This is a genomic window from Xanthomonas sp. 3075, assembly GCF_014197275.1.
Classification (GTDB): domain Bacteria; phylum Pseudomonadota; class Gammaproteobacteria; order Xanthomonadales; family Xanthomonadaceae; genus Xanthomonas; species Xanthomonas campestris_B.
In genome coordinates this window covers 19,090-45,205 of record NZ_JACIFI010000020.1, presented here as the reverse complement: position 1 = coordinate 45,205, position 26,116 = coordinate 19,090, and the positions used below count along the sequence as shown (strand labels likewise).

Annotated in this window: 21 protein-coding genes and 1 tRNA gene; 11 read left to right on the top strand and 11 right to left on the bottom strand. The window is 63.0% G+C overall.

The features are described 5' to 3' along the window. Positions 1-151: 151 nt before the first annotated feature. Positions 152-1,714 (top strand): sodium/sugar symporter, encoded by a 1,563-nt coding sequence (locus tag GGR62_RS16810; protein WP_184408995.1) that lies wholly within the window; start codon positions 152-154, stop codon positions 1,712-1,714. Between the two features lie 107 nt (positions 1,715-1,821). Here GGR62_RS16810 and GGR62_RS16805 read toward each other — a convergent pair whose 3' ends face one another. Continuing rightward, positions 1,822-3,678 (bottom strand): EAL domain-containing protein, encoded by a 1,857-nt coding sequence (locus GGR62_RS16805; RefSeq protein WP_184408994.1) that lies wholly within the window; start codon positions 3,676-3,678, stop codon positions 1,822-1,824. Between the two features lie 341 nt (positions 3,679-4,019). Between GGR62_RS16805 and GGR62_RS16800 the strand changes: the two genes are divergently transcribed. Together GGR62_RS16800 and GGR62_RS16795 are read left to right on the top strand one after the other, a co-directional pair. Continuing rightward, the gene (locus tag GGR62_RS16800; protein WP_184408993.1) at positions 4,020-5,006 is read left to right on the top strand and encodes a cellulase family glycosylhydrolase; all 987 of its coding nucleotides are present in this window, start codon (positions 4,020-4,022) and stop codon (positions 5,004-5,006) included. Between the two features lie 223 nt (positions 5,007-5,229). Further along, a complete protein-coding gene (locus GGR62_RS16795; protein ID WP_184408992.1) occupies positions 5,230-5,409 on the top strand; it encodes a hypothetical protein in 180 nt (59 codons plus the stop codon). 244 nt (positions 5,410-5,653) lie between these two features. Here GGR62_RS16795 and GGR62_RS16790 read toward each other — a convergent pair whose 3' ends face one another. Together GGR62_RS16790 and GGR62_RS16785 are read right to left on the bottom strand one after the other, a co-directional pair. Then, entirely contained in the window at positions 5,654-6,232 is a 579-nt protein-coding gene (locus GGR62_RS16790; RefSeq protein WP_184408991.1) for a response regulator transcription factor, read from the bottom strand. Beyond that, positions 6,229-7,455, bottom strand: coding sequence for an ATP-binding protein (locus GGR62_RS16785; RefSeq protein WP_184408990.1), 1,227 nt, complete (start codon positions 7,453-7,455; stop codon positions 6,229-6,231). Before GGR62_RS16785 ends, GGR62_RS16790 begins: the two co-directional genes overlap by 4 nt. Positions 7,456-7,575: 120 nt before the next feature. Between GGR62_RS16785 and ispG the strand changes: the two genes are divergently transcribed. Beyond that, entirely contained in the window at positions 7,576-8,841 is a 1,266-nt protein-coding gene (ispG, locus tag GGR62_RS16780; RefSeq protein WP_184408989.1) for a flavodoxin-dependent (E)-4-hydroxy-3-methylbut-2-enyl-diphosphate synthase, read from the top strand. Next, positions 8,822-9,553 carry a phosphatase PAP2 family protein gene (locus GGR62_RS16775; RefSeq protein ID WP_184408988.1) on the top strand — a complete coding sequence of 244 codons (732 nt, stop codon included), beginning with the start codon at positions 8,822-8,824 and terminating at the stop codon, positions 9,551-9,553. Before ispG ends, GGR62_RS16775 begins: the two co-directional genes overlap by 20 nt. 164 nt (positions 9,554-9,717) lie before the next feature. On the opposite strand, the gene GGR62_RS16770 is transcribed toward GGR62_RS16775, so the two are convergent. From GGR62_RS16770 to GGR62_RS16745, 6 genes are all read right to left on the bottom strand, one after another. After that, positions 9,718-10,629 carry a DMT family transporter gene (locus tag GGR62_RS16770; protein WP_184408987.1) on the bottom strand — a complete coding sequence of 304 codons (912 nt, stop codon included), beginning with the start codon at positions 10,627-10,629 and terminating at the stop codon, positions 9,718-9,720. Then, a complete protein-coding gene (gene murB / locus GGR62_RS16765) occupies positions 10,623-11,675 on the bottom strand; it encodes a UDP-N-acetylmuramate dehydrogenase (protein WP_184408986.1) in 1,053 nt (350 codons plus the stop codon). Before murB ends, GGR62_RS16770 begins: the two co-directional genes overlap by 7 nt. After that, entirely contained in the window at positions 11,672-12,727 is a 1,056-nt protein-coding gene (locus GGR62_RS16760; RefSeq protein ID WP_184408985.1) for a quinone-dependent dihydroorotate dehydrogenase, read from the bottom strand. The genes murB and GGR62_RS16760 overlap by 4 nt, the downstream gene beginning before the upstream one ends. Positions 12,728-12,732: 5 nt before the next feature. Then, positions 12,733-13,500 (bottom strand): class I SAM-dependent methyltransferase, encoded by a 768-nt coding sequence (locus GGR62_RS16755; protein ID WP_184408984.1) that lies wholly within the window; start codon positions 13,498-13,500, stop codon positions 12,733-12,735. A 2-nt stretch (positions 13,501-13,502) separates the two neighbouring features. Continuing rightward, positions 13,503-13,787 carry a DUF4190 domain-containing protein gene (locus tag GGR62_RS16750; protein WP_184408983.1) on the bottom strand — a complete coding sequence of 95 codons (285 nt, stop codon included), beginning with the start codon at positions 13,785-13,787 and terminating at the stop codon, positions 13,503-13,505. A gap of 340 nt (positions 13,788-14,127) precedes the next feature. Then, a complete protein-coding gene (locus GGR62_RS16745; RefSeq protein ID WP_184408982.1) occupies positions 14,128-15,660 on the bottom strand; it encodes an aldehyde dehydrogenase family protein in 1,533 nt (510 codons plus the stop codon). Between the two features lie 137 nt (positions 15,661-15,797). Here GGR62_RS16745 and GGR62_RS16740 point away from each other — a divergent pair. The 3 genes from GGR62_RS16740 (at position 15,798) to GGR62_RS16730 (ending at position 19,564) form a co-directional block, all read left to right on the top strand. Then, positions 15,798-15,871: transfer RNA gene (locus GGR62_RS16740), tRNA-Arg, on the top strand. A 106-nt stretch (positions 15,872-15,977) separates the two neighbouring features. Then, positions 15,978-19,154, top strand: coding sequence for a hemagglutinin repeat-containing protein (locus tag GGR62_RS16735; RefSeq protein ID WP_326520269.1), 3,177 nt, complete (start codon positions 15,978-15,980; stop codon positions 19,152-19,154). Continuing rightward, a complete protein-coding gene (locus GGR62_RS16730) occupies positions 19,154-19,564 on the top strand; it encodes a hypothetical protein (RefSeq protein ID WP_184408981.1) in 411 nt (136 codons plus the stop codon). Before GGR62_RS16735 ends, GGR62_RS16730 begins: the two co-directional genes overlap by 1 nt. Positions 19,565-20,034: 470 nt before the next feature. Here the strand turns inward: GGR62_RS16730 and GGR62_RS16725 are convergent. Beyond that, positions 20,035-20,797 (bottom strand): IS5 family transposase gene (locus GGR62_RS16725; protein WP_260306245.1). Its coding sequence is split into 2 segments (ribosomal slippage): positions 20,035-20,479 and positions 20,478-20,797, totalling 765 coding nucleotides; the frame shifts between segments, so codons are not numbered across the junction. A 134-nt stretch (positions 20,798-20,931) separates the two neighbouring features. Here GGR62_RS16725 and GGR62_RS16720 point away from each other — a divergent pair. From GGR62_RS16720 to GGR62_RS16710, 3 genes are all read left to right on the top strand, one after another. Further along, a complete protein-coding gene (locus tag GGR62_RS16720) occupies positions 20,932-21,432 on the top strand; it encodes a TspO/MBR family protein (RefSeq protein ID WP_184408980.1) in 501 nt (166 codons plus the stop codon). Between the two features lie 651 nt (positions 21,433-22,083). Continuing rightward, positions 22,084-24,591, top strand: a complete 2,508-nt coding sequence (gene thrA / locus GGR62_RS16715; protein WP_184408979.1) for a bifunctional aspartate kinase/homoserine dehydrogenase I — start codon at positions 22,084-22,086, stop codon at positions 24,589-24,591. A gap of 80 nt (positions 24,592-24,671) precedes the next feature. Beyond that, positions 24,672-25,601 carry a homoserine kinase gene (locus GGR62_RS16710; protein ID WP_184408978.1) on the top strand — a complete coding sequence of 310 codons (930 nt, stop codon included), beginning with the start codon at positions 24,672-24,674 and terminating at the stop codon, positions 25,599-25,601. 74 nt (positions 25,602-25,675) lie between these two features. Here GGR62_RS16710 and GGR62_RS16705 read toward each other — a convergent pair whose 3' ends face one another. Continuing rightward, on the bottom strand, positions 25,676-25,990 hold the full coding sequence (locus GGR62_RS16705) for an EthD family reductase (RefSeq protein ID WP_184408977.1): 315 nt from the start codon (positions 25,988-25,990) through the stop codon (positions 25,676-25,678). Positions 25,991-26,116 lie beyond the last annotated feature (126 nt).

The window sequence follows — 26,116 nt, the reverse complement described above, 5'->3', positions numbered from 1 at the left end:
ATCAGCCGCCGCGGGACGCGCGCGTCGATCGGCCGGGACGGCCTGCAGCTGCGGTTCGCCGCGCTGCCGCCACGCACGCGGTGCGGGCGGCGGCAGTCTGCAGGCTTGTCCGGTCCACGACGCACGACCCAGAGCCAGACAGGAGAGTGCAGTGGGTTTGGCGACGTTGGATATCGTGATTGTGCTGGTCTACCTGACCGGCATCTTCGTGCTCGCGCAGTGGGTCTCGCGCGAGAAGGCAGGCCATAGCAAGAGCGCCGAGGATTACTTCCTGGCCAGCAAGTCGTTGCCGTGGTGGGCGATCGGCGCCTCGCTGATTGCCGCAAACATTTCGGCCGAACAGATCATCGGCATGGCCGGCTCCGGCTATGCGATCGGGCTGGCGATCGCGTCCTACGAATGGATGGCAGCGCTGACGCTGCTGATCGTCGGCAAGTTCTTCCTGCCGATCTTCCTGCGCAACGGCATCTACACCATGCCGCAGTTCCTGGAGCAGCGTTACGGCAAATGGATCCGCACGCTGATGGCGGTGTTCTGGCTGTTGCTGTACGTGTTCGTCAATCTCACCTCGATCCTGTGGCTGGGCTCGATCGCGGTCAGCCAGGTCACCGGCATGGACCAGACCCTGGCGCTGGCGTTGATCGGCGTGTTCGCGCTGGTCTATCAGTTGTACGGCGGTCTGAAGGCAGTCGCCTTGACCGACATCGTGCAGGTCACGCTGCTGGTGCTGGGCGGCCTGCTGGTGGCCGGGCTGACCCTGGCGCGCATCGGCGATGGCGCCGGCGTGCTGGCCGGTTTCAAGCACCTGTGGAGTGCGCACCCGGAGCACTTCCACATGATCCTGAGCAAGGACAACCCGTTCTACAAGGATCTGCCCGGCCTGAGCGTGCTGCTGGGTGGGCTGTGGGTGATGAACATCAGCTACTGGGGCTTCAACCAGTACATCATCCAGCGCGCGCTGGCGGCCAAGAACATCGGCGAGGCGCAGAAGGGCATGGTGTTCGCCGCGTTCCTGAAGCTGCTGATGCCGTTGGTGATCGTGGTGCCAGGGATTGCCGCAGTGGTGCTGGCGCCGGATCTGGCCAAGCCCGACCAGGCCTATCCGACCATGATGCAGTTGCTGCCGACCGGCATCCTGGGCCTGGTATTCGCCGCGCTGGTGGCGGCGATCGTGGCCTCGCTGGCCTCCAAGATCAACTCGGTGGCGACGATCTTCACCCTGGATTTCTACGCCAAGTTCCGCCCGCAGACCGAGCAGAAGCAACTGGTGCGCGTGGGTCGGATCGTGGCGGCGGTGTCGGTGCTGATCGGCATCCTCACCGCGCGGCCGTTGCTGGGCAACTTCGATCAGGGCTTCCAGTTCATCCAGGAATTCACCGGCTTCTTTACGCCCGGCGTGGTGGTGATCTTCATGCTCGGCCTGTTCTGGAAGCGCGCCAACGAGGCCGGTGCGCTCACCGCAGCGATCGGCTCGGTGGTGCTGTCGTTCGCGCTCAAGTTCGCCTGGCCGGAATTGCCATTCATGGACCGCATCGGCGTGGTGTTCGTGGCGGCGCTGGTGCTGGCGGTGCTGGTGTCGTTGATGACGGCGCCGACGCAGGCACGCGATCTGATCCGTACCGACGATGTGGCCTACGGCACAACGTTGGGCTTCAAGCTCGGCGCCGCCGGTGTGGTGGCGATCCTGATCGTGCTCTACACGGTGTTCTGGTAATCGCGCTCGCACCAGGCTGACAGACTGTCTGCGCACGCGGCGCGGCACGCAGGTGTCGCGCCGCGTTGCGTTTCAGGGCCAGCCAGCCAAGCGAGGCAGCTGACCGACTACACCCGCGTTGCGGCCAGGCTCGCGGCGAGCAGGTTGACCGGCGCTTCGAAGTGCGTGTGCCACGGCGTCTGCAACCAGGTTTCCAATGCGGCTGCCGGCATGGGCTTGGCGATCCAGTAGCCCTGACCTTCGTCGCAGCCCCAGGCGCGCAGCTGCGTGTACGCCTCTGCCGATTCGATGCCTTCGGCGACCACGCGCTGGCCCAGGCTGTGGCCGAGCTGGATCATTGCCGGCACCAGGGTACGGTCGGTGCGGCTGTCCGGCAGCGAACGGACGAAAGACTGATCGATCTTCAACGAGCTGGCCGGCAGCTGCTTGAGATAGCTGAAATTGCTGTAGCCGGTACCGAAGTCGTCGATGGCGATATGCACGCCCAACGCAGCGATGGCCGCCAATTGCTCGGCCAGGTGCTCGGGGTGGCGGATCATCGCGCTTTCGGTGAACTCGATCTCCAGCCGGCGCGGGTCCAGTTTGTGCCGCTCCAGTCCGCGCCGCAGCAGGCCGGCAAAGCCGGGGCGGTCCAGGTCGGCAGCCGACACATTCAATGCCAGGTTGAAATCCAGACCCTGTTGCTGCCAGCGCGCTGCCTGGGCGATGCCGTTGTCGATGACCCAGGCGGTGATGCGGTTGATCAGCGCGGTTTTCTCGGCCATCGGAATGAAGTCCGAGGGCATCACCGGGCCGATCATCGGGTGCTGCCAGCGCAGCAGTGCTTCCACCGCCACGCAGCGGTGGTCGTGCAGGTCGACGCGCGGTTGGTAGTGCAGGCGCAGTTGGCTGGTGCTGTCCAGCGCAGCGGGCAGGGCGGCCAGCAGGCGGAAGGTATTGCGCTGGGCGACGTCGTGTTTGCGCTCGTACATGCTCCACGGCAGGCTGCGCTCGCGTGACACATCCACCGAGGTCGTCAGCGAGCGGATGGTGTCGGCCGCGCCATAGCTAGTCTGCAGCGAAACCGCACCGATCGAGGCAACCGCAGTATGCGGGATGCCTTGATGTTCCAGCGGCTCGGCGAAGGCCTTCGAAATCTTGGTGCACAGTGTGGCCAGGCGCTGCGTTTCGGCCTGGGCCAGGAACCCGAACGTGGTGGGTTCCAGCCGATATAGCGCGGTCCCGCCCGGCAGATACGCGGCCAGGCGACGTTGGGCCAGCGCCACATAGCCGTCGGCATAATCCCAGCCCAGCGCCTTGACCATGTCGCGGAAATAATCGCTGCCGCAGATGTCCACGGCCACTGCGGTGGTGGCCGGTGCGGTGTCGCGTTGCGGCAGCCAGGCATCCAGATCCTCGGCGAAGCGCGAGCGGTTGGGTAAGCCGGTCGGGCCATCGCGGTAGGTGGTGCTGCGCAGGTTTTCCACCCGCAGCACGGCCAGGTCGCGCAGGCCTTCCAGGTGCGTCATTGCGTCGGCGTCCAGCCCGGGACGCGGGCTGGTGCCGATCACGCACAGGGTGCCGATGCTCTGACCATCGCGCAGCGTCAGCGGCGCGCCGGCGTAGAAGCGGATGAACGGCGGGCCCAGCACCAGCGGGTTGTCGCAAAAACGTGGGTCCAGCCGCGCATCCGGCACCACCATCACCTTGTCGGAGCGGATGGCGTGCGCGCAGAACGCCTGGTCGCGCGGGGTCTCCTGCGCCTCCAGGCCGACACGCGCCTTGAACCACTGGCGATGCTCGTCCACCAGCGACACCAACGCGATTTCCGCCCCCAGGGTACGGGCGGCCATGGCGGCGATGGTCTCGAAGACCGGGTCCGGTGGCGAGTCCAGCAGGCACAAGCCACGCAGGACGGCCAGCCGGGTGGACTCATCGACCACGGGCGGAAGAAGGGATTCGGCAACTGCGGGCAGGGATTGCATGAGTCCGTATCGGCCTGAAGCGTCATCGCTTGATCGACGGCCACCGGTTTGTTCAGTTGATGGTGGGCTGTGGCGGCGCGACCGCGCGCGGCGGCTAACGGCGCGTTTTTCTGCCGGTACGCCGCTCTCAATATTGCCGGCCCGCTGCCGATGACAGGGTGTAGCCGAGGCATCTAGCTGAGCCATATCGACCCGCAGCGCATGCGTGGTGTCGATCTGCCCGAGGTGCGTTCGCCTGTGTGATCTGCGTCGTCAGCAATGACGCGCTGAGTCGACACAGGGTCGGTGGTGATGCGGTTTGCCGTCGCGGCTGCGACGTTCCCCTGTCCGGAAGATCGATCGTGAAAACAGTGATGTCCTACGTGCAGCGCATGCTGCTGGTCATGGCCGGTCTGCTGCTCTCCTCCGCCGCACAGGCGGGCTTGTCGGTCTCCGGCACGCAACTGCGTGAGGCCAATGGCAGTGCCCTGGTGCTGCGCGGGGTCAATCTGCCGCACGCCTGGTATGCAGGCCGTACCGACGCGGCCCTGGCCGCCATCGCAGCGACCGGCGCCAATAGCGTGCGTGTGGTGCTCAGTTCCGGCCACCGCTGGAGCCGCACGCCGGAGGCCGAGGTGGCGCGCATCATCGCGCGCTGCAAGAACCTTGGTCTGATCGCGGTGCTGGAAGTGCATGACACCACCGGCTACGGCGAAGAAGGCGCTGCCGGCAATCTGGCCAATGCCGCCGCCTATTGGACCAGCATTCGCAAGGCGCTGATCGGCAACGAGAACCACGTCATCATCAATATCGGCAACGAACCGTTCGGCAACCAGTTGAGCGCCAGCGAATGGGTCAACGGCCATGCGACCGCAATCGCCGCCTTGCGCGATAGCGGGTTGACCCACGCACTGATGGTGGATGCGCCGAACTGGGGTCAGGACTGGAAGTTCTACATGCGCGACAACGCCGCCGCGCTGCTGGCCCGCGACAGCCGCCGCAATCTGATTTTCAGCGTGCACATGTACGAGGTGTTCAATAGCGATGCCAAGGTCAACAGCTACCTGCGCGCCTTCCGCGACAAGAAGCTCGCCCTGGTGATCGGCGAATTTGGCGGCGATCATCGTGGCGCACACGTGGACGAAGCGGCGATCATGCGGCGTGCCCGCGAATACGGTGTCGGTTATATGGGTTGGTCGTGGTCGGGCAACGACAACAGCACCCAATCGCTGGACATTGCCATCGGCTGGAATGCCATGCGCCTCAGCACCTGGGGGCGCAACTTGATCCTGGGCACCGACGGAATCACCGAGACCTCGCGCAGAGCGAGCGTGTTCGGCCCGCGTTGAAATTGAAGCCCTTCGGTCAGCGTCTTTGGTTTTTCGGGACGCGTGGATGGTTTACTGCAGAGTTGCAGAGCGGTCGATCTGCCGTTTGGCTGCAGGGCCCTTGCCCACCCACCCTCGCAGGACATGCCGCAAGTACGTCTGTGTAGGCTCTTACGCGGCATCCATGCCGCGTAAGAGCCCGCGACGGTGGGCGGGCAAGGACCAGTCGAGATGGTCGGTGTGCATGGTTTTCAACAAAACAGCCGGCAACTGGTGCGGTGTCCTCGCCGCGCTCTCGACACCTAAACTGCCAGAATCCGAACAGATAAGGCTCTGGGACGGCATTCATGCCGCTCAAGGTCCCGCGATGGTGCGCAGACAAGGACTTGTCGGGATGATCGGTGTGCACAGTGAAGAGCAGTAAGCGCAGTGCGTGATGCGCGTTGTTCGATCTGGTGCGCCGGCTCAAGGTCAGACACGCGTGCGCCAAACGGCTTTTCATGCGGCCACCGACCAACTTCCTGGTGCGGTGAGGGCACCGCGCCTCCGACTCACCGAGCGTTTGACTCAAGCATCGGATCGAGCCAAAAAACAACGCCATGGTTGAACGGATCAAGCCTCGAATAGCACCTGAAAAACGCCACGGTTCAACGATTCGTTGCCAGGCCTCAACGCCCTGGTTCGCGTAACGGTCCCGGGCTCGGCCGCTTGGTCAGCTTGCGCTGCAGCGAGCGGCGGTGCATGCCGAGCAGGCGCGCGGCAGCCGAGACATTGCCGCCGGTTTCATGCAGCGCCTGCTGGATGTGCTCCCACTGCAGACGGCTGAGCGGGGTCATCATTTCCTGCGCGGTTTCTTCTTCGTCCGGTTCGGGCAGGTCATCGTCCTCTTCGCCCAGCGCACGCATGATGGTGGGGATGTTGGCCGGCTTGGGCAGATAGTCGTCGGCGCCGAGCTTGATCGCCTCCACCGCCGTAGCGATGCTCGCGTACCCGGTGACCAGCAGGATGCGCATGTCCGCGCGAATTTCGCGCAATGGCTGGATCAGGTTCAAGCCAGAATCGTTGCCCAGCTTGAGATCGACCAGGGCAAAATCCGGCAAGGTGCTGCGCGCGGTCGAGAGTGCGCTGGCCGCATCGGTGGCGGTCAGCGTCTCCACGCCGCGGCGGGCGAGGCTGCGTTGCAGTGTGCGCAGATACAAGGTGTCGTCATCGACCAGCAGGCCGGTGCGGATAGGAGTGCTTGTCATGCGAGTGCCTCGTGTTCGGAGAGCGGCAGACGGAAACCGACGCGGGCGCCGCTGCCTTCGGCGGGCAGCATCCACAATTCGCCCTGCAGCCGCTCGACGGTGGCATGCGACAACGCCAGCCCGACACCCATGCCGTCGTGCTTGCCGCTGTTGAACAAGGTACCCGGCAACATGGCCTGCGAGGTGTCGAAGCCGACCCCATAGTCGCGGACTTCGCCGCTGAGATGGTCCTGCTCCACACGCAGGGTCAGGTCGATCTGCGGGCGCCCGGCACGCTCGCCGGCATCGGCCGCGTTGTTGAGCAACACCATCAACAGATGGCTGACGCCGGGCTGCAGCAGCAGACGCATCGGTGCGTCGTCGTTGCGGCGCAACTCGATGGTCGGGCGCACCAGTCGCCATTGTTCGAGCACGTCCTTGACCGCCACTTCGCGGCTCAGGTGTCCGTTGTCGGCGGGTGCGGCCAATGCCAGGACGCGTTCGTGGCACTGCACCAGCAGTTCGCGCAAGGTCTCCAGATCCTCGCGCAGTTCGGCCTGGTCGCATTGGTCGGCAATGTCGTCGACCAGCAAGGTCATCGTCGCCAGTGGGGTATTCAACTCGTGCGCGACCGAGGCCGCATGCGTGGCCAGCGCCACGATGCCTTCGTTGCGCGCAAAGCGCTCGCGCAGGGTGGAGATCTCGCGCTCGCGTTCGCGCATCGACAAGGCCAGCCGGGTGGCGAACGCCAGCACCACCACCGTGGACAGCAGGAAGTTTGCCGCCATGCCCCACATGTGCAGGCTGAGCGGGTCGAAGCTGCCGTACGGCAGCGGCAGGCCGAACGCGGCGCTGATGACATAGCCGGCCACGCACGACGCCGCCACCGCCATCGCCCAGGTCAGCGGTAGCGCCAGCGCAGCCAGGGCAATCAACACCAGGAACAGCGAGCCGAACGGGTTGGCGATGCCGCCGCTCCAGCCCACCATCCAGGTCAGCACGGTGACATCGACCAGGATATGGCCGAACTCGGTCGCCGGGCTCACCGCGCCGCGATGGGCCACGCGCAGCTGCGCATACAGGTTGAACACCGCCAGCGCGGCGACGCCGGCCCACAGCGGTTGTTGCGGCAGGTGCAAACCCATCAGCCCTGTGGCCACCAGGATGGTGGCCGCCTGGCCGGCGGTGGCCAGCCAGCGCAGGCTGCACAGGGTGCGCAGGAAGGAAGCGTCAGAGCTGTTCATCACGGCAATGCTATGCGCTCAGGGAGGTGGTGGCCTGCGACAAAGCGTCGCATCGGCGCAGGGATCGGCCCACGCGCGGCTTCAGCTGTAAGCGGCCTGCGGACAGGCTAAAATAGCGCGATGTATGACGCCGTGACCCGCCCAACCCCTCCCGCCGACGCGACCGCCTGGCCGCGCCGAATCACCCAGGCCGTCAAGATCGGCAGCGTGACCGTCGGTGGCGGCCATCCGGTGGTCGTCCAGTCGATGACCAATACCGACACTGCTGACATCGCCGGCAGCGTCAAGCAGGTGGCCGAACTCTGGCGCGCAGGCTCGGAAATGGTGCGCCTGACCGTCAACAACGCCGAGTCCGCTGCGGCCATTCCGCGCATCGTCGACAAGCTGCGGATGATGGGGATCGAGGTGCCGTTGATCGGCGACTTCCATTACAACGGCCACCAGCTGCTCGCCGCCGAACCGGCCTGCGCCGAAGCGTTGGCCAAGTACCGCATCAACCCGGGCAATGTGGGCTTCGGCAAGAAGAAGGATCTGCAGTTCGCGCAGCTGATCGAGTTCGCGATCAAGTACGACAAGCCGGTGCGTATTGGTGCCAACTGGGGCTCGCTGGACCAGTCGCTGGCGGCGCAGTTGATGGACGAAAACTCCAGGCGCGACACGCCGTGGGACGCCGGCCGTGTGCTGCGCGAGGCATTGATCCGCTCGGCAGTGGATTCGGCCGAGCGCGCGGTGGAGCTGGGTCTGGCGCGCGAGCGCATCATCCTGTCTGCCAAGGTGTCCGGGGTGCAGGAGTTGATCGCGGTGTATCGCGACATGGCGAGCCGCTGCGATTTCGCGCTGCATCTGGGCCTGACCGAGGCCGGTATCGGCAGCAAGGGCATCGTGGCGTCGGCTGCGGCGCTGAGCGTGCTGTTGCAGGAAGGCATCGGCGACACCATCCGCATTTCGCTGACACCGGAGCCGGGCCAGTCGCGCACCCAGGAAGTGATCGTCGCGCAGGAACTGCTGCAGACCACCGGCCAACGCGCCTTTACGCCGATGGTCACTGCGTGCCCCGGTTGCGGCCGCACCACCTCCGAGTTCTTCCAGGAGCTGGCAGGGGTAGTGCAGAACCATGTGCGCGCCAAGATGCCGGAGTGGAAGGTGACCAACCCCGGCGCGGAGAACATGACGCTGGCGGTGATGGGATGCGTGGTCAACGGGCCGGGCGAATCGCGCCACGCCAATATCGGCATTTCGTTGCCGGGCACTGGCGAGGCGCCGTCGGCACCGGTGTTCATCGATGGCGAAAAAAGCGTCACCTTGCGTGGCGAGAACATCGCCTACGAGTTCATCGATCTGATCGATCAGTACGTCGAACGTACCTATGTTCGCCGCGCCGGCTGAATCGCCGGCTGGATTCAGGGGGTGGCTGCGCAGCAATGCCTGGCGCATGGCGTTGCTGTTTGCCGGCGTGCTGTTGCCGCTGGGGTTGTTCGTCGACCTGGCCGACGAAGTCCACGAACTGGAAAATGTCTACTTCGACGAGCCCTTGCTGTGGAGCATGCGCAGCATCGCCACCCCAGGGCTGGATGCGTTTTTCGGGGTGATCTCCAAGATTGGTTATCAGTACGGGGTGATTCCTGCCGATATCGCCATCGTGCTGGTGCTGCTGGCGTTGCGCCGTTGGCGCGAAGGCACCTTTGCCGCGCTGGGCTTTGCCGGCTCGGCGTTGCTGAACATGGGCGCCAAGCAGTTCTTTCAGCGCGATCGCCCGAGCTTATGGGAATCGATCGCTCCGGAAAGCACGTTCAGTTTTCCCAGTGGCCACGCGATGGGTTCGATGACGCTTGCTGCAGTGGTCATCGCACTGGCCTGGAACACACGCTGGCGCTGGCCGGTGACGCTCGCTGCCAGCGCGTTCGCGCTGTTGGTGGGCGTGTCGCGGATCTATCTGGGCGTGCATTATCCCTCCGACATTCTGGGTGGATGGTCGGCGGCGCTGGTATGGGTGGTCGGGCTGTATCTGGTCATGTTCCACGGTACGCGGCGTCCGCAGTGGCGCAAGCAGGCAGTTGCGGGTGCGCAGCAGCCCGGGCGCGTGCCGTTTGCCGATTAGCGGTGACCGCGGCGGCCAGGGCGGTTCAGCGCATCGCGTTTCGCGCGCTGTACTGACGCAGGGATGGATCCGCCCCGGAGCTGTGTCGATGGCCAACCTTGCCGCTCACTCGCCCAGGCTGCCCCGCTTGGCGGTGAACGCAGTGGTGTGATGGCCGCGCGCACTCACTCGCCCGGCTTTGCACCTTCCACCGGTGCATGCGTGGCCGCGCGACGCGCCAGTACGCTTTCGCGGTGCGCGATATAGACGTTGGCGCAGAGGATGATGGCGGCACCGGTCAAGGTATGACGTTCGATCGCTTCGCCGAACAGCCACCAGCCCAATAGCGCCACCAGCGGCAGCTGCATGAAGCTGATCGGCTGCAATGCGGAGACTTCGCCCAGCTTGAGCGCACGCGTCCAGAACAACTGCCCGGCAGTGCCGAAGATGCCGATCGCCACCAGCCAGAGCCAGTCGATGCCCTGCGGCCAGGCCCACTGGAACAGCGCCGGAATCAGCGACATCGGCACCCAAAACACATAGGTGTAGAACACCACCGTGTCCGAGTCGTCGCTGCGCGAGAGTTGCTTGATCTGGATCGCCACCACCGCGCTGATCATTGCCGCCAACAGCGCAACCAGCAGGCCCGGCGTAAAGGTGGACGAGCCTGGCCGCAGGATCACCAGCACACCGACAAACCCGGCCGCCACCGCCAGCCAGCGGCGCATGCGTACCTGTTCGTGCAGCCATACCACCGCCAGCACGGTGACGAACAACGGGGTGGAATACGATAGCGAGATCGCCTGCGACAACGGCAGGTGGCCGATCGCCCAGAACCCGCACAGCATCGAGGCCAGGCCGATCAGCGTGCGCGCCAGATACTGCGGCAACTGCCGGGTGCGCGGCAGCGGCTTACCCGGTCGCACGATCAACGGCAGCAGCGCCAGCAACCCGAACGCGTTACGAAAGAACGCGATCTCGGTGGTGGCGATATTGCTCGACGCCAGCCGGATGCAGATGGCCATCAGGCCAAAGGCGAAGGTACTGGTGAGCATCCACAGCGCAGCACGTCGTGATGCCTGCTGCGCTGTCACCAATGCGCTCCGATGACACGCGGTTCCGGTTCCAGAATCACCGAGTAACGCTCGCGTACCGATTCGGCGATGCGCCGTGCAAACTCCAGCAACTGCGCGCCGCTTGCGGTGCCGTAGTTGACCAGCACCAAGGCGTGATCCGGCGATACGCCGGCATCGCCCTCGCGCTTGCCTTTCCAGCCGCACTGCTCGATCAGCCAGGCCGCCGACAACTTGCCTTGGCCGGGCTGCTCGCCGGGGTACACCGGCATGTCGGCAAACGTGGCGTGCAATGCGGCGATCTGTTCGCTCGGCAGCAGCGGGTTCTTGAAGAAGCTGCCGGCATTGCCGAGCACATCGGGGTCCGGCAATTTGCGTCGGCGGATATTGATCACCGCCTGCGCCACGTCGGCCGCACCTGCCAATTCGGCACCCATGCTGGCGAGTTCTTCGCGGATGCCGGCGTAATCCAGTCGCAGTTCGTGCAGCAGCGGTAGATGGAATTCCACCGCGACGATCAGATAGCGGTCCGGTTGCTGCTTGAACACGCTGTCGCGGTAACCGAAGGCGCATGCATCTGTCGTCAATCGCACGAACTGCTGGGCATGCCGATCGAAAGCCTCCACCACCTGGATGAAATCGCTCACCTGCGCGCCATATGCGCCGATGTTCTGAATCGGGCAGGCACCGACGGTGCCGGGAATCAAGGCCAGATTTTCCAGCCCGGAGAAACCTTGCTGCAGCGAATACAGCACCAACGCATGCCAGTTGACCGCGGCACCGGCACGCACGATGGCATGGTCGGCATGGTGGGCAAGGATGGCGATGTCCTGGTTGTCGAAACACAGCACGCAGCCCGGCGGGTCGCCGGCCAGCAACACGTTGCTGCCGCTGCCCAGCACCAGCAGCGGTTGCCCGGCAATCTCCGGGGTGGCCAGTGCGTCCGGCAATGCATCGGGGGCCTGGATGCTCAGCAACCAGCGCGCCGTGGCATCGACGTGGAAGGTATTGAGCGCCCGCAGCGGGGCGTGCTCGCGCAATTGCCAGCCAGCCTGCACGCTGACGCTCATAGCGGCGACACCGCACCGCCGCTGGGTGCTTCGCGGCGGCGGCGGATCGCGTCCACGCATTCGCCAATCAATGGCGGACCGCGATACACCAGACCGCTGTAGCACTGCACCAGCGTCGCACCGGCCGCCATCTTGGCCACCGCGTCCGCACCGGAGTTGATGCCGCCCACGCCGATCAGCGGGATCGATTCGGGCAGGCGCGCGCGTAGGCGGCGCAGCACCAGCGTGGATTGCCCAAGCAGCGGCGCGCCCGACAAGCCGCCGGCTTCGCCAGCCAGCGGATGGTTGGCGATCAAGGTGCGCGTCACCGTGGTGTTGGTGGCGATCACCCCATCCACCGCCAGGTCGGCCAGTACGCGCGCGGCAGCATCGATGTCGCGGTCGTTGAGGTCCGGCGCCACCTTCACCAGCATCGGCACGCGTTTGCCGTGTTGCGCGGCCAGCGCTTCCTGGGTTTCGCGCAGGTCGGCGATCAGCCGACGCAGCGCCTGTTCTTCCTGCAGTTCGCGCAGACCGGCGGTGTTGGGCGAGGAAATATTGACGGTGATGTAGTCGGCCAGCGGATACACCCGCTCCATGCAATAGCGATAGTCGCTGGTCGCGTCCTCGTTGGGCGTGTCCTTGTTCTTGCCGATGTTGATGCCGAGCAGGCCGCCGCGACGGCGCGCACGCTGCACGTTGGCCACCAGCACGTCCACGCCCAGGTTGTTGAAGCCCATGCGGTTGATCACTGCCTGGTATTCGGGCAGGCGGAACATGCGCGGCTTCGGATTGCCTTCCTGCGCGCGCGGCGTCACCGTGCCGATTTCGACAAAGCCGAAACCCAGCGCCAGCAGCGCGTCGATATGCTCGCCGTTCTTGTCCAGGCCGGCACCAAGACCGACCGGATTGGGAAACATCAGGCCGAACGCGGGCGTGGGCAGCGGCACCGGGCGCCTGGCCAGCAGCGGCGTGGTGCCGGTACGGTATGCGGTGTCGATGGAGCGCAGCGCCAGCGCGTGGGCGCGCTCGGCATCGAGGGTAAACAGGAAAGGGCGGGCAAGCGAATACATGCAGGTCAGTTCAATCTCCCGGCGAAAACGCGGGTCTGGTATTGGAAGTCGATCAGCCCATCGCGGGCGTGCGCATCGAACAGCGTGCGCAGCGCAGCCAGCATCGGAGCATGACGTGGATCGTGGGCCAGCGGTGCATACGAGGACGACAGCAACCGGCCACGCAAGGCGTCGAAGTCCAGGCGCTGCACATTCGGAAAGCGTGCCATCGCGCGGAAGCCTTCGCCGAACCACGCTTGCATGGTGGCATCGTCCTGATAGCGTTCGGCCACCGCCGAATAGTCGGTGCCGTAGTCCAGCAGCAATTGCTCATAGCCGCGCAGGAACGCGGTGGTGTCCAGCTCGCGGCTGTTCCAGTAGATAACGGCCAGCCCGTCGGGCTGCAGGATGCGCGCCCACTCTGCGCGCACCGCCTGCGTGTCGAACCAGTGGAAGGCTTGCGCCGCAGACACCAGCCCCACGCTGGCATCGGCCAGCCCGGTGGCTTCGGCGGTGCCGTCGATGGCCTGGAAGTTGGGGAACTCCGCCAGCCACTGCAGCGCGGCCTCACGCATGGCCGGATTCGGCTCCACCGCCGTCACCGGGTAGCCAGCTTCCAGGAACAGGCGGCTGGAGATGCCGGTCCCGGCCCCGATATCGGCAACGGCTGTCGCCGGTGTCACGCCCAGCTCTTCGTGCAACCAGCGCAGCAATTGGGGCGGATAACTCGGCCGGTAGCGCACATAGGCCGCGACGCGGTCATTGAAACGTTGCGCGGAGGAGGGCGCGGCCATGCTCAACTGTTGGCCGCCGCGAGCCAGGCCATGCCACCGAAGAACAGGATGAAGATCCCGATCGCCGCGAGCCAGGTCGCCACCGCCAGCCAGCCGAGAATCAACCCGCCGATCGCCAGCCCGTCGCCGTCCAGCCCCTGTGGGTTGCGGCGGATTTCCGCGCGCGCCAGATGGCCGGTGATGATGGCGCACACGCTGCCGAGGAACGGGATCAGCGTCCAGCCGAGAATGCCTGCGACCAGGCTGACCACCGCCATGGCACTAGTCTGTCGAACGACAGCGTTCATCATTGACTCCTGAGAAAGAGGGCAGCCGACGGCTGGCGTGGCCTGATTATCCCAGAGCCGCCGCTCGAATGGCGCGCCGTCTGTGGTCAAACGCAGCGGCGTGATCGGATTTGGCCGGGCTGAAGCGGCCGAAAGGGCCGGGAGCGCTGCTTATGCGGCGCTCGGTCGCGCCGCTTTGGGGTCTGTTGTCGCACACGAGGCTGGTGCTTGACTGCCCGTCCGGTGCCATGCACGGAGGGATGCCGGTTGGCTGTGCATCACGTCATGCGGGCACATCGGGGTGCGGCGTCGCGGGAAAACGGCGCGCCGGCGATTGCCAGACGCGCCTTGTCGCCTTCGATCAGAGATCGAACTTGATGCCCTGCGCCAGCGGCAGCGAGTCGGAATAGTTGATCGTGTTGGTTTGGCGACGCATGTAGACCTTCCACGCATCCGAGCCGGATTCGCGGCCGCCGCCGGTCTCCTTCTCGCCACCGAACGCGCCGCCGATCTCCGCACCGGAGGTGCCGATGTTGACGTTGGCGATGCCGCAATCGCTGCCCGCAGCGGACAGGAACTTCTCGGCCGCCTTGAGGTTCTGGGTGAAGATCGACGACGACAGGCCCTGCGGCACGCCGTTCTGCAGGTCGATCGCTTCATCGAGCGTGCTGTACTTCATCACGTACAGGATCGGCGCGAAGGTCTCGTGCTGCACCACCGCGTCGGTGTTCTGCAGCCCGGTGACAATGGCCGGCAACACGAAATTGCCCGGGCGATCGATCGCGGTGCCGCCCACTTCGACCGTGCCGCCGGCCGCCTTGGCCTTGGCGATCGAGGCCAGGAACTGCTCTACCGCGCCCTGGCTGTTGAGCGGGCCCATCAGGTTGGCCGGGTCGGTCGGGTCGCCGATCTTGCTGTCGAGCTGCTTGTACGCCTTGACCAGCGTGGCCAGCACGTTGTCATGGATGGATTCGTGCACGATCAGGCGGCGCGTGGTGGTGCAGCGCTGCCCGGCGGTGCCAACCGCACCGAACACGATGCCCGGGATGGCCAGCTTCAGGTCGGCGGTTTCGTCCAGGATGATGGCGTTGTTGCCGCCCAGCTCCAGCAGGCAACGGCCCAGGCGATGCGCGACCTTCTCGGCCACCACGCGGCCGATCTGGGTCGAACCGGTGAAGCTGATCAGCGGGATGCGGGTGTCTTCGACCAGCTGCTCCGACAGGGAGGTGCCGGCATCGTTGATCAGGAAGAAGATGTCCGGGAAACCGGCCTCCTTGAGCGCCGCATTGCAGATCTTCATCGTGGCGATCGCGGTCAGCGGGGTCTTGTTGGACGGCTTCCATATGCAGATATCGCCGCAGATCGCCGCCAAAAACGCATTCCACGCCCACACCGCCACCGGAAAGTTGAACGCACTGATGATGCCGACCAGGCCCAGCGGCTGGTACTGCTCGTACATGCGGTGGCCCGGGCGCTCCGAATGCATGGTGTAGCCGTAGAGCATGCGGCTCTGGCCGACCGCGAAGTCGGCGATGTCGATCATCTCCTGCACCTCGCCATCGCCCTCGGGCTTGCTCTTGCCCATTTCCAGCGCCACCAGCGATCCCAGCGCATCCTTGTGCGCGCGCAGCGCTTCGCCACACAGGCGAACCGCTTCGCCACGGCGCGGCGCAGGCGTGGTCCGCCATACCTTGAAGGCGGCCTGTGCGCGCTGCACGATCAGCTCGTAGTCCTCCGGCGTGGTCGCCTGCACATCGGCGATCACTGCATTGGTGGTCGGATTGAGCGGCTGCAGCACCCCGGCACCGGTGGCCTGCGACCAGGTCGCCTCGCCAAGATAGGTACCGGAATTGGACGCGGCGAGGTCGAGCGCCTTGAGCAGGTCAGCGGACATGGGATCTCCAAGAAAGTCGGGGCGGTCGCGGGGCGGCCAAAGCCAACCGGCGACACGGGTAGCCGTCGATTTTAGCAGGCTCCGCCAACCGCCCACCGGCTTGGCAATCGCAACGATCGTGCGACAATGCCGCCCTTGGCCCCGTAGCTCAGCTGGATAGAGCGTCCCCCTCCTAAGGGGAAGGTCGCCCGTTCGAATCGGGCCGGGGTCACAAGAATTCAATCGCTTGGCATTCCTGGGAAGTCTTGTTTTCGACTTGCCTGGGCCTCGCATTACTGCTGCAATGGCGCGACCGCTGCACAGGGGGCGGGACAGATGTGGATGCGATCCGCGCCATTGGCGCTGGCGGCTGCACAACAGTCGGCACCGACAACACTGGATCGGCAGGAGCAGTTGCGCCAGGCCGAAGAAATTCAACGTCGTCAGGAACAAGAACGTCAAGCGCCCTTCGCCGGCCCGCGCGAGGATGCGACCAGCAGGCGCTCACTGCCGGCGGCAACCTGGTCCTAAGCGCCGGCAACGACGTCAACCTGGTCGCCGCAAAGCTGGACGCCGGCAAGGGCTTGGGTATCAGTGCCGGCAACGACATCAATGCCAGCACGTTAACCACGGTGGACACCAGCAACACCCTGGAAACGCGCAAGCGCTTCAAGCAGACCACCGCGACCCGCGACGAAACCGTCTACGGCACCGAGTTCAGTGCCGGCGGAGATCTGGCGATGCAGGCCGGCAACGACATCACCCTGACCGCCGCATCTGCCGCCAGCAAGGAAGGCGGCATCACCCTGGCCGCCGGCAACGACGTCAACCTGCTCGCCGCCAGCGAGCAGCACGATGCCGTGCAGGACATGACCAAGAAGAAGAAGGGCACGTTCTCCAGCAAGACCACGACCACACATGACGAGTGGCACGACAACGTGGCGGTCACCACCACGCTCAGTGGCGACACGGTGCAGATCGCGGCGGGTAACGATCTGCTGTCGCAAGGCGCGCAGATTGCCAGCACCGGCGATGTGGTGTTGGCCGCAGGCAACAACATCACGCTGGACACGGTGCAGAACACGCACAGCGAGGAACACGAAAAGACCGTCAAGAAGTCCGGTCTCTACGGCGGCGGCGGATTCAGCGTCGCATTGGGCGTCACCAAGAAGACCGACGCGCTTGACGTCACCGAAGTCACCAACAGCGGCAGCCTGGTCGGCAGCACCGAGGGCTCGGTGACCATGACTGCCGGCAACAAGGTGGCCATCACCGGTAGCGATGTGCTGAGCGCGACCAGTACCACCATCGTCGGCAAGGAAGTCACGATCGCTGCAGCGGAAAACACCGTGGATACGGTGCAGACGTCCAAGCAGCAGAGTGCGGGCATCACGTTGGGATTGACCGGCGGGGTGGTGGCTGCCGCGGAAGCGGCCTATAGCGCGACCAAACGTGGTTCGGATGTGGAGGACGATCGTCTAAAGGCCCTCTATGCCGTCAAGGCGGGTTACGCGGTCAGCGATGGCGTGGCCGAGTATCAGGCAGCTGCGGCCGCTGGCAGCAGTATGGGTGGCGTGAGTTTACGTATCGGTATTGGCGCTAGTAGTGCGTCGAGCAAGACGACCACGCATGAGGAAACCACTGGCGGTAGCCGCATCCTGAGTGATGGAAATGTCACCATCGCAGCTACCGGCGGCGACCTGAATGTCATCGGTAGCAAGATCAATGGTGCAAACGTCGCGCTCTCTGCAGCGAACGATCTGAACTTGCTGAGCAATTTGGAGTCCAACACCAACAAGTCGGAGAACAAAAACGCCGGTGGCGAGATTGGTGTCAGCGTTGGCACAACGACGGGTGTGTATCTCACTGCCTATGCTGGTAAAGGCAGTGCCAAGGGCAATAGTGACGTACACGCTGAGAGCGTGGTGACCGCCAACGACAGGTTGACGTTGATCAGTGGCAACGACACCACGATCAAGGGCGCACAAGCAATTGGCGACAAAGTGCTGGCCGATGTTGGCGGTGACCTGCTGATCCAAAGTGAGCAAGACACCAGCGACTACAAGAGCAAGCAGCAACAGGCGGGCATGACGTTGGTGTGGGGCTTTAGCGGCAGTAGCGCGAACTACAGTCAGCAGAAGGTCAATAACAGCTACACGAGTGTTAATGAGCAAAGTGGAATTCAAGCCGGGAATGGCGGATTTGATATTAAGGTGGGCGCAGATACAAAACTGATTGGTGGCACTATTGCAAGCAAAGGTGATGAGGCGCTTAATCGGTTGTCAACCAATGGCCTGGTCGTTGAGAATATTGATAATATTTCAAGGGGGGGTGCTTCTGGATTGGCATTGTCCGCGGATTCAGAAATTTTAAGTGGCAGTAAATATGCTGCAGCCAAAGGGATTGTGAGTAACATGCTGGGTGATGGGAGCGCGAAAGAAAATCACTCAAGCAGTACGCATAGTAGTGTCGCTGCAGGCTTTATTGATGTGCGTGATGGTGACTACTCAGGATTGCATGCTTTGGATATGAGTTCTTTAGGTCTGAGTGATGTCGGCCTGGAGAAGGTAGACACCGCTGATCTGCAAGAGCGAGTTGAATTTAAGCAGCAAGCAAAAAATCTGGTCTATGATCAAGCAGTTAAATATACAGACGAAGCTTATAAGACTATGTTTTTAAAAGAGGCAAAAGTCTATGTGGTTGAAAAAGACGAAAATGGAAAGCTGCTCGATCCGCGAGAATTAAGTGTTGATGAAAAATATAATTTAGAGCCATCTGCTGATGGGATGGTGCACATAGCGGATAATGGAATAAATAATGTCCTTAGTGGCGCTAACAAATATGCGAATCAACATTCTTCAGCTGATGGTCCTCAATATTTTGTGCACTTTCCAAAGGCAAGTGATGCCTTCTCTGAAATCTTAATTGCTGGCTACCAGAAATATATGGAAAGTGATTTTCTTGGATTGGCTAATGCTACTGAAGTGACTCGCGGCTATATGCTGCAGTACGGTCAAGAGGGCTTGGTTCTTGATGCCCATAGTCGTGGTTCACTAACGGTTGGGAATGCAATGGAATCCCTTGATAATTTACCTGGTTCTTCTGGGTTGCTTCGGGAGACAAAAATTAACTTCATCGGGCCTGCTTATAATGCGGGGGCGGCAGATCATTTGTTGGGTTATTTGCAGAATCGTGATTCATTGCCAAATCCCCAAGATGCTGTTATTACACTTCAAAATCATTCCAATGATTTTGTTGGAATATTCAGTGGGCTAAATCCTGTTACCGGAGGTGTAACTCCTCAAGGTGGAAACTCACTCTGGGAACTCCTTAGAGTCATGGGTGGTAAAAATACTCCACATAATTGTTATGGTGCAGCTCCGGCGGAATGTTCGCCACTCTGGGTTGGATCGCCGGAAAATCGTTCCGTGCCCATTCCTATTAACAAAGTTCCAACTACCAGCATCGATAATTTTATACAGAAAATTGAGATTTTAAGAGGATCTCTGAAATGATGAGGGTATTTATTTTATTGAATTTAATTTTTATTTTGGTCGGCTGCATTCCGTTGGCTGATCGTTCGCCTCCTCCTGATGATTACGAGACATGGAAAAAGGCTGGATCTAATAATTTGGCTGTTTGGAAGGTTATGCTGGAGTGTGGTTACGCTAGCCCTTTTAGGCCGCGAGAGAAATTCGCTGATGGATATCGTACTGAAGAGCAAGTCACCGAATCTATGCTCTGCATTCAGAAGATGGGCTATGTGAAATATGTGAATGGAAAGGTTTCGCTTGTTTGTGATGGATTTAGAAGGGGGCTGCTTCCTTGTGAATATGGATTTAAAGTTCGCGAGCCAAGTGTTGAGGTGAGAATTAATAGTGGATACTGTAGAAAATACCCGAAGTCGATTGCTTGTTCACGTTAATATTATTAAAATAATCTGAATCATGGCGAATGCAGAAGATCAGGCGATATTTTCTGGGTAGGGCCCTGTTCGGGAGTTGGGTTGTCTGACTCGCAGCGTAGGGAATAGTGCTCTTGATTTTTGCCGCATTATTTGCGAGGACCGGTGTCGATGTGACTGCGGATTTTGTAAAAATTACCTGGAACGGACTGTTAAACGCGGGCGGCGCACTGAGAAACTATTTGCAAGTGCCGCTACTCGGATTGTATGTGCGGTACGGAATCAGTGGGTCATTGACAATGACGACGGAAGAGTGTGCCTATCTACTCGTCGCCACTGCTGCAAGCCTAGTCGACGAAGTTGCGCTATTAAAAGTAACTCGTTTGCCTGCGACGTGCCCCCAAATTTGAGTAGCACATCAGTTTGTAGTCCAAGTCCCTACCCCAGGAAATTGGACATGACGGCAGGAGTCGATACGGCACTAGGGCCTGTTAACACATCCGAAGCCCATCAACGACTAGGACGAAGCTGAGGAATCCAAGGAACATGATATCCAGCTTCTCGAAGCGCGAGAAAATCCGGCGGTAGCCTTTCAAGCGACGGAACAGTCTCTCCACTTCGTTGCGCCGCTTGTACATCTCCCGGTTGTATTCCCAAGGCTCGACCCGATTGGATTTCGGCGGGACCACCGGCACGAAGCCAAGATCGAGCGCCAACTGGCGGGTTTCGTTGCCCTCGTAAGCACGGTCCATCAACAAATGAATCGGCCGCTCCACTGGCCCCAGGTGTTCAAGCAACGCGCGGCCTGCAGGTGCGTCATGCACGTTGCCAGGCGTCAATCCAAAGGTGATGGCTGTTCGAGCATCTGCGGCAACCATATGAATCTTGGTGTTCCATCCACCGCGGGACTTGCCGACGGCCTGCGGGCCGTTTTTTTAATGCACCGGTGCCATCGGGATGGACCTTGACGCTGGTGGAGTCCAGCGAGACTGCTTCGATTTTGATGCGCACGATCTGGGACTTCTGCAATTGGGCGAACATCCGGTCCAGCACACCCGCCTTGGCCCAACGGTTCATGCGTGTGTAGACCGTATGCCAGTTGCCAAAGCGCTTGGGTAGGCCGCGCCATTTGCAGCCATGCTCGGCAACGTAAAGGATGGCGTTGACCACTTGCAGGTTGGTCATGCTGACATTGCCGCGCTGCGCCGGCAGGCAGTGTTCGATCAGAGAAAATTGTGCTGGCGTGATCTCCATGCCCAATAGTTTAATCGCTCGGGCCATTAGTGTTAACAGGCCCTAGCTGACCGCAAGCTCGCTTGTTTGCGTAGTCACGGCTTGCACAGATGCTCTGGCAAGCTGGCGAGCGTTGATAACTCGCCACAACTCTCATGACGCACCGTCTGTCAAAAAAATCGCAATGGTTCGGCCTTCTCGGCTGGCTGGCGCTGTGCTATGCAATCGCCGGGCTGGGCGCGGTGGCATCGATCCAAGCGGCCAGCTTTTACGCGGAGCTAAAGCGTCCCGTCTGGGCACCACCGGGATGGTTGTTCGGGCCAGTGTGGACTGCGTTGTACGGGATGATGGCGGTATCGGTGTGGTTGGTGTGGCGGCGCGGCGGCTGGACTGAGGCGCGGGTGGCATTAGCTCTGTTCGTGGTGCAGCTGGCGCTCAATGGTTTGTGGAGCTGGTTGTTCTTCGCATGGCACATGGGAGCCTGGGCGTTTGCCGACATCGTGGCGCTGTGGCTGGTGCTGGCGGCCACGATCGCGGCGTTCGCGAAGAGGCAAGCTCTGGCGGCATGGTTGCTGGTGCCGTATCTGGCTTGGGTGAGCTTTGCGGCGACGCTTAATTTCTCGGTCTGGCAACTCAATCCTCAGGTACTCGGCTGATCCTGGGTTGTTACGTAGACGCTTGTCTGATCTGGCTTGTCTGCTGGCTCGGAACGCAGGACGACGATCACCTGTGTGGTGCGATGAGAATCCGTTATGGGAAGCGGCATGTCGGCAGCGCCAAGGGGGCAGGGTCGCCTCTGAGCCGCCTCGCGTGTCCGCGCTGACCTGACAGATGCACACGCGTGGATGGGCGCTAACGGTGCGAGTTGAACCTTCCCGTCGCGCGGCGCTGGCAGATGTTCCAAAGCTGCGCACGGCGGTCCGCCCAGGTTGCGATAAAAGTTTCCATAGCAATCAATTACTTGTGAGCGCGGCGCCTAAATCCCTGAGCGACAAGGTTTTCTGTTGCCGGTGTCGCGCGCGTGCGCCTGCCCATTCACGCAATGCTTGACAGGCCTCGCCCCGCTGATGTCTTTTGCATACATGCCTAACGCCTCCGCCATCTCCTCGCTTACCTGTCAGCCGCAGCTGCGGCCTGGTGCGGACGTGGCCGGCATTACCACCACCATTACCACCGTCACCATTCGCCCGGTGCGGCCCGTCGTCTTCGCGTAACTTCCGAAAACAACGGCCCCGCACCCGGATCAGGATGCGGGGGCTTTCCTCCCTCATCTGATGCGGACGGGGCCTCCCTAACGAGGTCTGTCGATGTCATCGCCTGTTGTTTTGCTCGAACCCGCCGCTGTTGCCGCATCTTCCGCACGCACCGTCGTGCATAAATTCGGCGGCACGTCGGTGGCCGATGCCGAGCGCTACCGGCATGTAGCGCAGTTGTTGCTCGCCCGCGACGAGACGGTGCAGGTCACCGTGGTGTCTGCGATGAAGGGGGTTACCGATGCCTTGATCGAATTGGCCGAGCTGGCCGCACAGAACCGCCCCGAATGGCGCGAGCGCTGGCATGAAACGCGGGCGCGCCATCGCGGTGCGGCGGTGGCCTTGCTTGGCGAACACTCGGGGCCGACGGTGGAGTGGCTGGACGAGCGCTTCGAGCACCTGTCGCAGATCCTCGGTGCATTGGCGGTGATCGGCGAGCTGCCGCGCGAGGTGCTCGACCGCGTGCAGGGCCTGGGCGAGGTGTATTCGGCACAATTGCTCGGCGATCACTTCCGCGCGCTTGGCGAGGATTGCGCGGTGCTGGATGCGCGCGATGTGCTGGTAGTCAACCGCGGCGAACTCGGCGTTGATGTGGATTGGGACGTCAGCGCGCAGCGGCTTGCAACCTGGCGCCAGGCGCATCCGCAAACGCGCGTGGTGGTCACCGGCTTCGTAGCGCGCGATCGCGCCGACCGCATCACCACGCTGGGGCGCAACGGCAGCGATTATTCCGGTGCGATCTTCGCCGCCTTGTTCGATGCCGATGAGCTGCATATCTGGACCGACGTGGATGGCGTGCTTTCGGCGGACCCGCGCGTGGTGCCCGAAGCGGTGCAGCTGGAAACCTTGAGTTACGACGAGGCCTGCGAGCTGGCGTATTTCGGCGCGAAGGTGGTGCATCCGCAGACGATGTCGCCAGCGATCGAGCGCGGCCTGCCCATCATCATCCGCAACACCTTCCAGCCGGAACATCCGGGTACGCGCATCACCGCCAGCAGCAAGGTGAGCGGGCCGATCAAGGGGCTGACGCTGAGCCCGGATCTGGCGGTGCTCAACCTGGAAGGCACCGGGCTGATCGGCGTGCCGGGCACGGCCGAGCGCGTGTTTGCGGCGCTGCGCGTGGCGCAGGTGTCGGTGGTGATGATCTCGCAGGGCTCGTCGGAGCATTCGATCTGCTGCGTGGTCAAACAGCACGAGTCCGAGCGTGCGCGCAATGCGCTGTTGCAGGCGTTTGCGCACGAACTCACGGTCGGCCAGGTGCAACGCGTGCAACTGACCACGGGCATCAGCGTGCTGGCGGCAGTGGGCGATGGCATGGCCGGGCAGCCGGGTGTGGCGGCGCGGTTGTTCGAGTCCTTGGGGCGTGCGCAGGTCAATATCCTGGCGATCGCGCAGGGCTCGTCGGAGCGCAATATCTCGGTGGCCATCGACGCGGCGCACGCGACCAAGGCCTTGCGTGCAGCCCATGCAGGCTTCTGGTTGTCGCCGCAGACGTTCTCGGTGGGCGTGATCGGCCCGGGGAACGTCGGCGCAGCGCTACTGGATCAGTTGCGCATTGCGCAGCCGCAGTTGCTGGGCAAGGCCAACATCGACCTGCGCTTGCGCGCAGTGGTGTCGCGTGGCCGCATGCTGCTCGACGAGCGCGGTCTGGTGGGCAACTGGCGCGATGCCTTCGCGTCTGCAGCCACCGCGACCGATCTGGAGCGGTTCACCACGCATCTGCTGTCCGCGCATCTGCCGCATACGGTGATCATCGATTGCAGCGGCAGCGCTGAAGTGGCCGATCGCTATGCGGATTGGTTGGCCGCCGGCATCCATGTGGTGACGCCGAACAAACAGGCCGGCTCCGGCCCGTTGCAGCGGTATCAGGCGATCCGTGCGGCGGCCGATGCCAGCGGCGCACGCTTCCGTTACGAGGCCACGGTTGGCGCAGGGCTGCCGGTGATCACCACGCTGCGCGATCTGGTCGATACCGGCGATGCGGTGACTTCGATCGAAGGCATCTTTTCCGGCACGCTGGCATGGTTGTTCAACAAGTACGACGGTAGCGTGCCGTTCGCCGAACTGGTGACCCAGGCGCGCGGGATGGGCTATACCGAGCCGGACCCGCGCGACGATCTGTCCGGTGTGGATGTGGCGCGCAAGCTGGTGATCCTGGCGCGTGAAGCGGGGCGCGCGATCAGCCTGGAAGATGTGCAGGTCGAGAGCCTGGTGCCCGAGGCGCTGCGTCAGGCCAGCGTTGAGGATTTCATGGCGCGCCTGCATGAGGTGGATGCCACGTTCGCGCAGCGCCTGGCCGATGCACGTGCACGTGGCAATGTGCTGCGGTATGTCGCGCAGCTGCCGCCCGACAGCGCACCCAGCGTGGGCCTGGTCGAGTTGCCGGCCGATCATGCGTTCGCCAATCTGCGTTTGACCGACAACGTGGTGCAGTTCACCACGCGGCGTTACTGCGAAAACCCGCTGGTGGTGCAGGGGCCGGGAGCCGGGCCGGAAGTCACCGCGGCCGGTGTCTTTGCCGATCTGCTGCGGGTGGCGGCGGGCGAGGGGGCGCGATTGTGAATCAGGCGGTTGCAAACCAGGCGGCTGTAAATCAAACGGCGCCAGATCAAACAAGCGAAGCGGACCACGTGGCGACCGCAATGCAGGGCCTGCACGAAGCACGCGCATTCGCACCGGCTTCGGTGGCGAATGTGGCAGTAGGATTCGATCTGCTCGGTTATCCCATCGACGGCGTGGGCGATACGGTCACGGTGCGTCGCATCGATGCGCCGGTGGTCCGCATCGCCGCCATTCGCGGCACCACCGTGGCCTTGCCGCTGGATGCCGAGCGCAACACCGCCGGCGCAGCCTTGATGTCGCTGCGCGCAGCACTGAAGCTGCCTTACGGCTTTGAAGTGGAGATCGACAAGGGCATCGCGTTGAGCTCAGGCATGGGGGGCTCGGCAGCCTCATGTGTGGCCGCATTGGTGGCGGCAAACGCGCTGCTAGACACGCCGCTAAGCACGACGCAGCTGTATCAGCATGCGCTCGACGGCGAAGCCGTCGCCAGCGGTAGCCGACATGGCGACAATCTGGGGCCGCTGTTTTTAGGCGGGCTGGTGCTGTGCACGCTGGAGCGGCTGGTGCCGATCAGTGTGCCGGCCGCTTGGCACAGCCTGCTGGTGCATCCGGACGCGGTGCTGGAAACCCGCCGCGCGCGCGAAGCCCTGGCCGGCGATTATCAATTGCGCGAGTTTGTCGCGCAGAGCACCAATCTTGCGTTGGTGCTGGCGGGCTGCCATGCCAGCGATGCCGGGCTGGTGCGTGCCGGCTTGCGCGATGTGCTGGTCGAGCCACGCCGTGCGCCGCTGATCACCGGCTTCGCCGCCGCCAAACAGGCTGCGCTGGAGCATGACGCGATGGGTGCGAGCATTTCCGGTGCCGGCCCAAGCGTGTTCGCATGGTTCGAAACGCGCGCCGCTGCGCAAGCCGCTGTGCCTGCAGTGCAGGCTGCCTTTGCCGCTGCCGGGTTCGATAGCCAGTGCTGGGTGTCGCCGATCGCCAGCCCGGCCGCACGGCTGATCGAATGAGCTGGCATCTGCATGTCCCAGTTCGGCAGGATGCCACGTGCGGCGTGTGGACCACGCAACACGCGGCAAGTCCCTCACTCGACGACGACCTCGCTGATCTGCATCACCGGGCTCAGGTCGGTGTAGTTGGCGATGTCGCCCAGGATCTCCGTCGCGTGCGGGCCGAAGCTGCCGTTGAAGGCTTCCACCGAATCGCAAAAGAGATGGCACATGCCGATGAAGGCCGGCGTGCTGCCGGGCTCGCCGCCGCTGAGTCCCTTGTCCACGGTGTAACGCAGGCAGGCCGCACCCATGCGCGCGGCCACCAGCGGCATGTGCTGGTCGCGGTAGTAGCTGTGGTCGAAACGGGCGCCTTCGCGGTAGGGATACATCACGCTCACCTTGATCATCTGCCGACTCCACGGAAAGGTGCGCGCAGCATAGCGCCGCGCCAGCGCATGCAGGGGACCATTCGGCGGAACGCAGCGACCGCGCCAACCATGCCCATTCCCTCGACCATTTCATTGCCGGGTAAT